Origin of the sequence: Burkholderia sp. MSMB1498, from assembly GCF_001526245.1 — a bacterium.
Taxonomy (GTDB): Bacteria; Pseudomonadota; Gammaproteobacteria; order Burkholderiales; family Burkholderiaceae; genus Burkholderia; species Burkholderia savannae.
The window spans coordinates 73,334-85,538 of sequence record NZ_LOYJ01000067.1 but is presented as its reverse complement, the minus strand read 5'-3'; the positions used below and the strand labels follow the sequence as shown (position 1 = coordinate 85,538).

The window sequence follows — 12,205 nt, the reverse complement described above, 5'->3', positions numbered from 1 at the left end:
TCGTACGCTATCGCGCGCGCGGCGACGCTCACGCGTCGATCGGCGCCGCGAGCGCCGCCACGCGCTCGCGCGCGATCGCGCAATAGCTTTCGTTGATCTCGTAGCCGACGAAGCCGCGCCGCTGCCGCGCGCAGGCCACCGCGGTCGTGCCGCTGCCCATGAACGGATCGAGCACGCGGCCGCCCGGCGGGCAGCTCGCGAGCACCATCCGCTCGATGATCTCGAGCGGCTTCTGGGTCGGATGGTCGACCCGCTCCGCATGCTGGCGATGCAGGCGCGACACGGACCACACGTCCTTCGGGTTGTAGCCGAGCTCGAGCCACTTGCTGCCTTCGAACAGCTTGCGCGAGCGCGCCTTCTTCGTATCGGCGTCGTATGGGATGCGAACCGGATCGAGATCGAAGTAATAGCCCTTCGACACCGCGAAAAAGCCGATGTTGTCGTGCACCGACGTGAAGCGGCGCGTCGTGCCGCCCATGCTCGGCACGCGCCGGTCCCAGATGATCTCGTTGATCATCGTGAGCCTCGTCTTCAGGAAGCTGAAGATCTCGGGCGCGTACTGCCACGTGCAGAACACGTACATCGAGCCGGTGGACTTGAGCTTCGGAATCGCGAGTTCGAGCCACTCGCGCGTCCACGCGAGGTGGTCGTCGCCGGAGCGCTTGTCCGAGTCGTTGCCGTAATCCTTGCCGAGCCCGTACGGCGGATCGGCGACGATCAGGTCGATCGACGCGTCCGGCAGGCTCGCGGCTTCAGTCAGGAAATCGCGGTTGATGAGTTCGATGCCGGCCGGCAGCGCGCGAGCGGCGTCCGCGGCCGGAACCGCTTCCGCCCCGCTCGCCGCGCCGCCCGCCGGCTCTTCGATCAGGTCACGCATCGTTCGGGTTCAGAGCGCGATGCCCGATCGCTCGGCGACCGTGTGCATGTCCTTGTCGCCGCGGCCCGACAGGTTGACGAGCAGGACTTTGTCCTTCGGCAGCGTCGGCGCGAGCTTCGTCGCATACGCGATCGCGTGGCTCGATTCGAGCGCCGGGATGATCCCCTCGATCCGGCAGCAGTCGTGGAACGCCTTCAGCGCTTCGTCGTCGGTGATGCCGACGTACTGCGCGCGGCCGCTGTCCTTCAACCACGCGTGCTCGGGGCCGACGCCCGGATAGTCGAGGCCCGCCGACACCGAGTGCGTCTCGATGATCTGGCCGTTGTCGTCCTGCAGCAGGTACGTGCGGTTGCCGTGCAGCACGCCGGGGCTGCCGGCGATCAGCGACGCCGCGTGATGGCCCGTGTCGAGGCCGTCGCCCGCCGCCTCGACGCCGATCAGCTGCACCGATTGATCGTCGATGTACGGATAGAAGATGCCCATCGCGTTCGAGCCGCCGCCGACGCACGCGATCACCGCGTCCGGCTGCCGCCCGGCGAGCTCGGGCATCTGCACCTTGCACTCGTCGCCGATCACGCGCTGGAAGTCGCGCACCATCATCGGATACGGGTGCGGGCCCGCGACCGTGCCGATGATGTAGAACGTGTTCTCGATGTTCGTGACCCAGTCGCGCATCGCTTCGTTGAGCGCGTCCTTCAGCGTGCGCGAGCCGGATTCGACGGGCACGACGGTCGCGCCGAGCAGCTTCATCCGATAGACGTTCGCGGCCTGGCGGCGCACGTCTTCCGCGCCCATGTAGACGACGCACTCCATGCCGAAGCGCGCGCAGATCGTCGCGGTCGCGACGCCGTGCTGGCCCGCGCCCGTCTCGGCGATCACCCGCTTCTTGCCCATCCGCTTCGCGAGCAGCGCCTGGCCGATCACGTTGTTCACCTTGTGCGCGCCCGTGTGGTTCAGGTCTTCGCGCTTCAGGTAGATCTGCGCGCCGCCGAGCGTGTCGCTCCAGCGCTGCGCGTGATAGATCGGCGACGGACGGCCGACGAAATGCTTCAGTTCGCGGTTGTACTCGGCGACGAAGTCGGGGTCGTTCTTGAATTTCTCGTACGCGGCGCGCAGCTCGTCGAGCGCGTGAATCAGCGTTTCGGCGACGAACACGCCGCCATATGGGCCGAAATGGCCACGATCATCGGGAAGGTTGTACATGACGTCACTCTCGGTTCGACCGCGCGGCGCGCCGGTTCTCGTTTCCGGCGCCCGCCGCGCGGGCTGGCATCACCCGGCGTCCGCGTCGCGCACCGCGCGCACGAACGCCGCCATGCGGGCGCGATCCTTCACGCCCTTCGCGCCCGGCGTTTCGATGCCGCTCGAGACATCGACCGCGAACGGGCGCACCTGACGGATCGCATCACCGACGTTTTGCGCGTTCAACCCACCACTCAAAACGGCCCGACGCGCGAGCTCTGCTGGGATAAGTGACCAATCGAAGACCTTGCCGCTGCCGCCGTAGTGCTCGACGAGGGTGTCGAACAACAAGCCGCGTGCTGCCGAATAGTGAAGAGCCGATTCTACCAAATCGGCCGGCCTGGCCGCCACGCCCACGCGCAGCGCGCGCAGCCACGGCAGGCGCGCCGCGGCGGCGAGCGACGCGCATTGCGCGGGCGTCTCGTCGCCGTGGAATTGCAGCAGCGTGAGCGGCACTTCGTTCGCGACGCGCGCGATCTCGTCCTCGGTCGAATTGACGAACAATCCGACGACCGACACGAACGGCGGCACGCGCGCGGCAAGCGCGGCCGCCTGGTCGATCGTCACGGCGCGCGGACTTTTCGGGTAGAACACGAGGCCGATCGCGTCGGCGCCCAGCTCGGCCGCCCAATCGACGTCGCCGGGCTTCGACAGCCCGCAGAGCTTGATCCGCGTGCGCGGCGGCGGCGCGGCGGCAAGCACGTCGTCGCGCGCACCCGCGGCGAGCGTATCGTCCATTGTCTTCGTCTTGTCGGTCATCATGGTCGTCCGTCCAGATCGGCCCACACGCTGCTCCACGGCACGCTGCCGAGCTGCGCGGGCGGCACCGCGAATTCGGCCGGATAGCCGACGTGCGCGAGATAGAGCCCTTCGGGCATGAAGGTCGGCGCCGCGCAGTCGCGGTCCCGGCTTTCGAGCACTTGCGCGAGCCACGACGCCGGATAGCGGCCGCGCCCCACCGCGACGAGGCAGCCCATCAGGTTGCGCACCATGTGGTGCAGGAACGCGTTCGCGCGGAAGCGGAAATGGATGAAATCGCCGTCGGGGCGGATGCCGATCTGGTACAGATGCTTGACGGGCGACTTCGCCTGGCACTCCGACGAACGGAACGCCGAGAAATCGTGCTCGCCGACGAGGTGCTCGGCGGCTTCGCGCATCGCATCGACGTCGAGCGGCATGTGGACCCAGCCCGCGCGTGCGGCGAGCATCGGCGAGCGCACCGGATGCACGTACAGCGCATAGTAATAGGTGCGCTCGAACGCCGCGAAGCGCGCGTGGAACGTGTCCGGCATCGGCTTCGCCCATTGCACGGCGACCGTCGGCGGCAGGAACGCGTTCGTGCCGCGCACCCACGAGAAATCCGCGCGATCGAGCTCCGTGTCGAAATGGACGACCTGGCCGAGGCCGTGCACGCCGGTATCGGTGCGGCCCGCGACCGTCGTGTGCAGCGAGGTCTGCGCGAATTCGGCGAGCGCCCGCTCGAGCACGTCCTGGACAGTCTTGCCGTGCGGCTGCGACTGCCAGCCGCAGAACGCCGCGCCGTCGTATTGAATGCCGAGTGCGATTCTCATCACGACAGATCGGCGAGCTTGGCGAGCATCACGCGCGCTTCGTCGCGCGTGTCGGCGTGACCGGCTTCGATCACCTCGTGCAACAGCGTGCGCGCGCCGGCAAGATCGCCGAGCTCGACGTATTCGGACGCGAGCTCGAGCTTGTTGCGCGCGATCTTCGCGAGCGCCTCGGGCGTGAATGCCGGCAGCGACGCGCTCGGGCCAGCCGGCAGTTCCAGATCGAAGTCGAGGTTCAGCGCGCCGAATTGCGCGACGCCGAGCGGCGGCAAGTTCGGGGACGGGGACTGCGATGGCGCGGCCGGCTCGCGGGCCGGTTCGCTGCTCGACGACGCCGGCACCGGCGCGGGTGCAGCGGACGCTGCGCCGGGCTGCGCAGCCGCCGGCGGCGGCTCGACATGTGCGGTCAACGGCGCGTTCGGCAGTTCGATGCTCGGCACGGCGGCCTCGTGCGGCACGGCGGCTTGCTGCGGCACGGCGCCGGCCTGCCGCTGCGCGTGCGCCTGCTCGTGCGCCCGCTCGTGCACATCCGGCGCCGCTCCGATCAGCGTCGGCGCTTGCGGCTCCGTCGCTTCGGCGCGAGCCGCCTGCTGACCGGCGGAATGCGTCGAGCCCGCTTCCGTCGCGAACGATCGCGGCTCGGTCGATCGCGCATCCTGCCCCCGCGCGGCTTCGCCCAGCGGTTCGATCGCCGACGACTCAGCCGCCCGCGCTACCGTTTCGGCAGGCTCGATTCCGCCCGGCGGCGTGGCATGCAGCGGCTCGGCAACCCATGGGCGGGCCGCATGCATTTCATCGTCGAACGGTTCGCCCTCATTCCGATCCGCCACCGGCTTTGCTTCGCCAAGCGCTCCCGCTTCACGCGGCGCTTCCGCGCCAATCGGCCGATGCGCGTCGGCTTGACCGTTAGTTGCATCCTGGGAGGCATTCGAACCCGCCGGTTCGACAGGTTGCGATTGCACTTCTTGGCCGATGTCGTCAGGCGCCGACTCGCGCGGCGGCAGCGGCATATCGAGGCTGTCGAGCGCGGCGATCGCGTCGCGCGGGAACGCCTGTCGCCATGCGTACGGCGCCGGCTTCGCGCCGGTCGGCGGGACGCCCGCCTCGGCCGCCGATTCGGCCGCCGATTTGGCCGCGAACGGCGCGCTGCCACGCTCGTCCGCCTGCGGCATCTTCAGCGTCAACGGCTCGGCTGCTCGCGCATGCGGCTCGCGAGCCGGCTCGAGGTCCGGGCCGGCCGCCGACGACGACATCGATTCGCCCTTCGCCGACGCCTTGTCGGTTTCGACGGACGGCACGATCGGCAATGCGTGCCGAGCAGCCGCGTTCGCGCCCTGTTCGCCCGCTTCGTGCGTCTTTTCCGCCGCTTCGGGTTCGGCCGGCGCGCCGGCAATGGCCGCGACCGCATCCGGATCGAGCGCCGGGGCCGGCGTGAACGCGCCCGGCTCGATCGCGTCAGCGGACGGCCCCTTCTTGCGCCGGCGCAGCGCGAAGCCCGCGATCAGCGCGACGACGGCCGCGCCCACCGCGATCGCGGCGCCCATGTTGAACGGCGCCTGCGGCGCCGTCGCGCGCGGCGATACGCTCGCGGGCGACGTCACGGCCGGCGCGGAAGCGGCGTTCGTCGCCGGTCCAGCGGCAGATCCGACCGCGGCCTCTGAGCCCGCCGTTTCGGAGCCTGCGGTTTCGGAGCCGGCCACCGCGGACGTCGCCGCCCCAGCCTCGGCACCAGCCTGCGATTTCTGCGCGCTTCCGGCGGCGGGCGCCGGCGGCGGAGCAAGGTTCGCGGCGGGCTTGCCGATCCCGTGCTTCTGCAACTCCATCAGGACGCGATTCTTCAACGCGAGCAATTGCTGCAGGCTCGACGGCCGCGCTTGCGATGCGCCCGTCGCGGCCTGCGTTGCCGAGCCCGAAGGCATCTGATTTGCGGCGCCGGGAGCGAGCAGCGCCTCCGCGCCCGCCACCGACGCGCCGTTCGCCCCCGCCGGCGCTTGCTGGATCGAGCCGCTCCAGACGTGCGCGCTGGCGACACCGGACGAAGCGGCGGGCGCCGCTGCCTGAGCGGCCGCGGACGAAGCATGCGCCGACGCCGCGCCGGGCGCCGACTCGCCGTTCACGGTCGACGCGGAACCGGCTGCGCCGGAAGCCGCCAACGCCGCCAATGACGTTGCGCCGCTTGCCGCGGCGACGTGCGACGCCGCCGACGTCGCCACCGGATGCGAGGCCGCTGCGGCCGACCCGGCCGACGCGGCCGCATGCGACGCCGCGAGCGCCGCCGACGCGAGCGCGCCGCCCGCCGCCGCGCCGCTTGCGGCCACGCCGGCCGCCGCGCCCGTCGCGTCGAGCGCGGGCACCGTCAATTGCGCGCCGATCTTCAAGCGGCTCGGATCGCGCTTCATGAACGCCTGCGGATTCGCGTCGAAGAGCGCGCGGCCCGCGCGGGCCAGCACGGCGGGATCGTGCGACTGCGTGACGGCGACAGCAATGTCGTTGAGCGACTGGCCGGGTCGCACGGTGATCGTGAGCGGCGCGGCCTGGTCGCCCGCGGCGGCGCTCGCCGCATCGGGCGCCGCGTGCGCAGCCGTCGCGCCGGCGAGCGCGAGGATGGCGACCGCGACGGCGCGTCGCGCGCTCGGCAGGCCATCGGAGATCGTCGTCGAAGAAAGGAATCGAAGCGTCATCGGCTTGGTCGCCGCGGCGTTACGCGGCCTGGGTTCGCGTTTGGAATAAGACAAAATCGGACCGCAAATAAAAAAAGCGTCGCGTGAAACGCGACGCTTTCGGGTTGTGTACGCGTCGTAATCGCGTAGTTTACTTTACTTGTCGAGCAGAATGCGCAGCATCCGGCGCAGCGGCTCGGCCGCACCCCACAACAATTGATCGCCGACGGTAAATGCCGACAGGTATTCGCCACCCATCGCGAGCTTGCGCAGGCGGCCGACCGGCACCGACAGCGTGCCCGTCACCTTCGCCGGCGACAGATCGCGCATCGACGCTTCGCGCTCGTTCGGCACGACCTTCACCCAGTCGTTCGCCGACGCGAGGATGCCGTTGATCTCGTCGAGCGGCACGTCCTTGTTCAGCTTGATCGTGAGCGCCTGCGAGTGGCAGCGCATCGCGCCGATCCGCACGCACAGGCCGTCGACCGGAATCGAGCCCGGCTCGCCCATCGCCGGCTTGCCGAGGATCTTGTTCGTTTCCGCGCCGCCCTTCCATTCTTCCTTCGACATCCCGTTGCCGAGATCCTTGTCGATCCACGGAATCAGCGAGCCCGCGAGCGGCACGCCGAACTGGCTCGTCGGCATCGCGTCGCTCGTCATCGCGGCGAGCACGCGGCGATCGATGTCGAGGATCGCCGACGCCGGATCGGCGAGCTGCGCCGCAACCGCGCCGTTCAGCGTGCCCATCTGCGCGAGCAGCTCGCGCATGTTCTGCGCGCCCGCGCCCGACGCGGCCTGGTACGTCATCGCCGTCATCCAGTCGACGAGGTTCTCGCGGAACAAGCCGCCCAGCGCCATCAGCATCAGGCTGACCGTGCAGTTGCCGCCGATGAAGTTCTTCGTGCCGTTGACGAGCGCGTCCTTGATCACGTTCAGGTTCACCGGATCGAGGATGATCACCGCGTCGTCCTTCATCCGCAGCGACGACGCCGCGTCGATCCAGTAGCCGTTCCAGCCGGCCGCGCGCAGCTTCGGGAACACGTCGTTCGTGTAGTCGCCGCCCTGGCACGTGATGACGACGTCGCACTTCTTCAGGTCGTCGATGCTCGTCGCATCCTTGAGCGTGGTCTCGTTTTTCGCGAACGACGGCGCCTTGCCGCCCGCGTTGCTGGTGCTGAAAAACACCGGCTCGATCAGATCGAAATCGCCTTCTTCCTGCATGCGCTGCATCAGCACGCTGCCGACCATGCCGCGCCAACCTACGAGACCTACGTTCATGACTAACCCTTTGCTGGAGCTTCCCCGCCTTTTCCGCCCCCGGCGCGACCGCGCGGGGAAACAGGCGGGCACGACGGACGACGATCAGATTTTCGTGATCGTTTTCGTGATGATGATTTTGCCGATGACGATGGCGCGCGCACCCGCACGGGCTTGATTGCCGTGGAGTTTCGAGACCGGGGAGATCAGGGAAGTCGCCATCGTTCGAGTCTACACAAACCTCGGTGGCCGCACAACGGCCGCTAAAACCGGACGGACCCCGTTTTCGGAGCCGCCCGTCCTTGTTGCGACGACGCGCCGCGTCGAACGCGCGGCGCGCTCGCGGCGCTTACAGCGCCGCGACGACCGCGTCGCCCATCGTCGCCGTGCCGACCTTGTTGCAGCCCGGCGTCGCGATGTCGCCCGTCCGGTAACCCGCCTCGAGCACCTTCCTGACCGCACGCTCGATCCGGTCCGCCTGCTCGGCGCGGTTCAGCGAATAGCGCAGCAGCATCGCGGCCGACAGGATCGTCGCGAGCGGGTTCGCGACGCCCTTGCCCGCGATGTCCGGCGCGGAGCCGTGCGACGGCTCGTACAAGCCCTTGTTGTTCTTGTCGAGCGACGCCGACGGCAGCATGCCGATCGAGCCCGTCAGCATCGACGCCTCGTCCGACAGGATGTCGCCGAACATGTTGCCCGTCACGATCACGTCGAACTGCTTCGGCGCCTTCGCGAGCTGCATCGCCGCGTTGTCGACGTACATGTGCGACAGCTCGACGTCCGCGTATTCCTTCGATACGTCGATCATCACGTCGCGCCAGAACTGCGACGTCTCCAGCACGTTCGACTTGTCGACCGACAGCAGCTTCTTCTGCCGCTTGCGCGCGGCCTGGAACGCGACGTGCGCGATGCGGCGCACTTCCGGCTCCGAATAGCGCATCGTGTCGAAGCCCTCGCGCGCGCCGGCGAACGGGCCGTCCGGCGCCGCGCGCACGCCGCGCGGCTGGCCGAAGTAGATGTCGCCGTTCAGCTCGCGCACGATCAGGATGTCGAGGCCCGCGACCAGCTCGGGCTTGAGCGGCGACGCGTCGACGAGCTGCGGATAGCAGATCGCCGGCCGGAAGTTCGCGAACAGCTCGAGATGCTTGCGCAGCCCGAGGATCGCCTGCTCGGGGCGCAGCGCGCGCTCGAGCGAGTCGTATTTCCAGTCGCCGACCGAGCCGAACAGGATCGCGTCCGCTTCCTTCGCCAGCTTCAGCGTCGCATCCGGCAGCGGATGGCCGCTCGCCTCGTAGCCGGCGCCGCCGACGGGCGCGGTTTCGAGCTCGAATTTCTCGTCGAGCGCGTTCAGCACCTTCACCGCTTCGTTGACGATTTCCGGACCGATGCCGTCGCCGGGCAGCACTGCAATCTTCATGCGAAATTCCTGACTAGATGGAGGATTGGTTTCGGGCGAAGCGAGCGCGCCGCCGTGCCCGGCCGCGCGCTCGCGCGAGAAACGAAGAACGTCAGCCGATCAGCCGGTTGTTGAGCCACGGCTGCTTCGCGAGCCGCTCGGCTTCGAACTGGCGGATCTTGTCCGCGTGGCGAAGCGTGAGCCCGATGTCGTCGAAGCCGTTCACGAGGCAGTACTTGCGGAACGCGGTGATCTCGAACGGATACTCGCGGCCGTCCGGCGCGCGCACGACCTGCGCCTGCAGATCGATCGTCAGCTGATAGCCGTTGAACGCGTACGTCTCGTTGAACAGATGGTCGACCTGCTGCTCGCTCAGCACGATCGGCAGCAGGCCGTTCTTGTAGCAGTTGTTGAAGAAGATGTCGGCGAAGCTCGGCGCGACGATCGCGCGAAAGCCGTACTGCTGCAGCGCCCACGGCGCGTGCTCGCGCGAGCTGCCGCAGCCGAAGTTCTTGCGCGCGAGCAGGATCGACGCGCCCTGGTAGCGCGGCTGGTTCAGCACGAAATCCGGATTGAGCGGCCGCTTCGAGTTGTCCTGGCCGGGCTCGCCGTGATCGAGATAGCGCCACTCGTCGAACGCGTTCGGGCCGAAGCCCGTGCGCTTGATCGACTTCAGGAACTGCTTCGGAATGATCGCGTCGGTGTCAACGTTCTCGCGATCGAGCGGCGCCACGACGCCGGTATGCACATTGAATTTTTCCATGATCCGTCAACCAGATTGGAGGCCGGCCGCGCGGGCCGGCGAAATCGAATCCCGAGTCGGCGCGCTCGCGCGCGCCGTCAGTCCGCCGCGCGCTTGATCGCGCGGCCGGCGGCGTTGATGTCCTCTCCCATGCCCGCGACCGTGTTGCAGCCGGCAAGGCCGAGCACGAAGCCCGTCAGCGCGAGCAAGGCGGCGACGCGCCGGAAGATCGAAGCCTTCATGCTCACCCCAGCTTGCGAATGTCGACGAAGTGGCCTTCGATCGCCGCCGCCGCCGCCATCGCCGGGCTGACGAGGTGCGTGCGGCCGCCCTGGCCCTGCCGGCCTTCGAAGTTGCGGTTCGACGTCGACGCGCAGCGCTCGCCCGGCTCGAGCCGGTCGGCGTTCATCGCGAGGCACATCGAGCAGCCCGGCTCGCGCCATTCGAAGCCGGCTTCCGTGAACACCTTGTCGAGCCCTTCGCGCTCGGCCTGCGCCTTCACGAGGCCCGAGCCCGGCACGACCATCGCGAGCCGCACGTTCGACGCGACGCGGCGATTCAGCTTCTTCACCACGTACGCGGCCGCGCGGATGTCCTCGATGCGCGCGTTCGTGCACGAGCCGATGAAGATCTTGTCGACCTTGATCGCCTCGATCGGCGTGTCCGGCGTGAGCGCCATGTACGCGAGCGCGCGCTCCATCGCGTCGCGCTTGACCGGGTCCTTTTCACGCTCGGGATCGGGCACGCGGCCGTCGATCGACGTGACCATCTCCGGCGACGTGCCCCACGTGACCTGCGGCACGATCTCGGCCGCGTTCAGCTCGACGACGCGGTCGAACTGCGCGCCTTCGTCGGACGTGAACTGGCGCCAGTACTCGACGGCTTGATCCCATTCCGCGCCCGTCGGCACGAACGGGCGGCCCTTCAGGTACTCGACCGTCGTGTCGTCGACGGCGACCATGCCGGCGCGCGCGCCCGCTTCGATCGCCATGTTGCAGACCGTCATCCGGCCTTCCATCGACAGCGCGCGGATCGTCGAGCCGCCGAATTCGATCGCGTAGCCGGTGCCGCCCGCGGTGCCGATCCTGCCGATGATCGCGAGCACGATGTCCTTCGCGGTGCAGCCGCGCGGCAACTGGCCCTCGACCTTCACGAGCATGTTCTTGCTCTTTTTCTGCAGCAGCGTCTGCGTCGCGAGCACATGCTCGACTTCCGACGTGCCGATGCCGTGCGCGAGCGCGCCGAACGCGCCGTGCGTCGACGTGTGCGAATCGCCGCACACGATCGTCATGCCCGGCAGCGTCGCGCCCTGCTCCGGGCCGATGATGTGCACGATGCCCTGGCGCACGTCGTTCATCTTGAACTGGGTGATGCCGAACGCGTCGCAGTTCGCGTCGAGCGTGTCGACCTGCAGCTTCGACACCGGATCGGCGATGCCGTGGCTGCGGTCCGTCGTCGGCACGTTGTGATCGGACACCGCGAGATTCGCGCTGATTCGCCACACCGGGCGCTGCGCGAGCTTCAGCCCCTCGAACGCCTGCGGGCTCGTGACTTCGTGCAGCAACTGGCGATCGATGTAGAGCAATGCGGTGCCGTCCTCTTCGGTGTGGACGACGTGCGAATTCCACAATTTGTCGTAGAGAGTCTGTGCCATGGGTATGCGGGGTCGTTATAACGGCGAACAAGCGTTCGATGCGCTCGATTATGCCACGCGACGCGCGCATTTTTATACCAGGCAAACGAAAAAACCTATAAAAAACAGTGAGTTGAGTGGTACAGCCGATACGGGTATCAGGATTACCCGGCAATATTCGGATGCGCGCGCAGCGCCGCAGACGCACGCGCGAGCGGCGTCGCTCACACCCATTCGTTCGATTCGTCGTCGCCGCCCGCGAGCGTGAGCCCGCCCGCGGGCAGCGGCAGCGCGGTCCGGTAGCGGACTTGCTTGAGCGCGAAGCTCGACCGGATGTTCGACACGCCGGGGATCGTCGTCAACTGATCGAGGATGAACCGCTCGAGGCTCTTCATGCTCGGCACGACGACGCGCAGCAGGTAATCGGCGTCGCCCGACATCAGATAGCACTCCATCACCTCGGGCCGCTTGTCGATCGCTTCTTCGAAGCGGCGCAGCGCGTCCTCGACCTGCTTTTCGAGGCTCACCTGGATGAACACGTTGATCCGCAGCCCGAGCGGCTCCGGATTCAGCAGCGTCACCTGTTGCTTGATGAGGCCGAGCTTCTCGAGCGCGCGGACGCGGTTGAAGCACGGCGTCGGCGACAGATTCACCGCGCGCGCGAGCTCGGCGTTCGTGATCCGCGCGTTCTGCTGCAGTTGGTTGAGGATGCCGATGTCGATCCGGTCCAGCCGGCGGGAAGGAGCGCTCATAGTGCAAATCTTCTGAAAACGACGATTTTTCAGGAATTACCACGTTACACGAAACCAAAATTCGAGCCAAAAGAGATG

The 12,205-nt window shown here is 68.1% G+C and carries 12 protein-coding genes; 1 reads left to right on the top strand and 11 read right to left on the bottom strand.

Annotated elements, in window-relative coordinates; translation table 11 throughout:
- Positions 1-28: 28 nt before the first annotated feature.
- The 6 genes from WS91_RS14160 to asd form a co-directional block, all read right to left on the bottom strand.
- Positions 29-877, bottom strand: coding sequence for a DNA-methyltransferase (locus WS91_RS14160; RefSeq protein WP_059670451.1), 849 nt, complete (start codon positions 875-877; stop codon positions 29-31).
- A 9-nt stretch (positions 878-886) separates the two neighbouring features.
- A complete protein-coding gene (gene trpB, locus WS91_RS14155) occupies positions 887-2,080 on the bottom strand; it encodes a tryptophan synthase subunit beta (protein ID WP_038743549.1) in 1,194 nt (397 codons plus the stop codon).
- A 69-nt stretch (positions 2,081-2,149) separates the two neighbouring features.
- Positions 2,150-2,881, bottom strand: coding sequence for a phosphoribosylanthranilate isomerase (locus WS91_RS14150; protein WP_038743547.1), 732 nt, complete (start codon positions 2,879-2,881; stop codon positions 2,150-2,152).
- Positions 2,878-3,690, bottom strand: a complete 813-nt coding sequence (gene truA, locus WS91_RS14145) for a tRNA pseudouridine(38-40) synthase TruA (protein ID WP_059576273.1) — start codon at positions 3,688-3,690, stop codon at positions 2,878-2,880. The genes WS91_RS14150 and truA overlap by 4 nt, the downstream gene beginning before the upstream one ends.
- A complete protein-coding gene (locus WS91_RS14140) occupies positions 3,690-6,368 on the bottom strand; it encodes a FimV/HubP family polar landmark protein (protein ID WP_059670450.1) in 2,679 nt (892 codons plus the stop codon). The genes truA and WS91_RS14140 overlap by 1 nt, the downstream gene beginning before the upstream one ends.
- Positions 6,369-6,503: 135 nt before the next feature.
- On the bottom strand, positions 6,504-7,625 hold the full coding sequence (gene asd / locus WS91_RS14135) for an aspartate-semialdehyde dehydrogenase (protein ID WP_038743541.1): 1,122 nt from the start codon (positions 7,623-7,625) through the stop codon (positions 6,504-6,506).
- Here asd and WS91_RS14130 point away from each other — a divergent pair.
- The gene (locus WS91_RS14130; protein ID WP_038743539.1) at positions 7,624-7,782 is read left to right on the top strand and encodes a hypothetical protein; all 159 of its coding nucleotides are present in this window, start codon (positions 7,624-7,626) and stop codon (positions 7,780-7,782) included. The two genes, asd and WS91_RS14130, sit on opposite strands and share 2 nt — an antisense overlap.
- Positions 7,783-7,953: 171 nt before the next feature.
- On the opposite strand, the gene leuB is transcribed toward WS91_RS14130, so the two are convergent.
- The 5 genes from leuB to WS91_RS14105 all read right to left on the bottom strand — a co-directional run bounded on the left by leuB (position 7,954) and on the right by WS91_RS14105 (position 12,127).
- Positions 7,954-9,021, bottom strand: a complete 1,068-nt coding sequence (gene leuB, locus WS91_RS14125) for a 3-isopropylmalate dehydrogenase (RefSeq protein ID WP_059576279.1) — start codon at positions 9,019-9,021, stop codon at positions 7,954-7,956.
- Positions 9,022-9,112: 91 nt separating this feature from the next.
- A complete protein-coding gene (leuD, locus tag WS91_RS14120; RefSeq protein ID WP_038743535.1) occupies positions 9,113-9,763 on the bottom strand; it encodes a 3-isopropylmalate dehydratase small subunit in 651 nt (216 codons plus the stop codon).
- Positions 9,764-9,840: 77 nt separating this feature from the next.
- Complete coding sequence (locus WS91_RS14115; RefSeq protein WP_198170049.1) at positions 9,841-9,990, bottom strand: entericidin A/B family lipoprotein; 150 nt, start codon at positions 9,988-9,990, stop codon at positions 9,841-9,843.
- Positions 9,987-11,396, bottom strand: a complete 1,410-nt coding sequence (gene leuC / locus WS91_RS14110; RefSeq protein WP_059576282.1) for a 3-isopropylmalate dehydratase large subunit — start codon at positions 11,394-11,396, stop codon at positions 9,987-9,989. The genes WS91_RS14115 and leuC overlap by 4 nt, the downstream gene beginning before the upstream one ends.
- A 203-nt stretch (positions 11,397-11,599) precedes the next feature.
- Positions 11,600-12,127 carry an Lrp/AsnC family transcriptional regulator gene (locus WS91_RS14105; RefSeq protein ID WP_059642276.1) on the bottom strand — a complete coding sequence of 176 codons (528 nt, stop codon included), beginning with the start codon at positions 12,125-12,127 and terminating at the stop codon, positions 11,600-11,602.
- Positions 12,128-12,205: the final 78 nt, after the last annotated feature.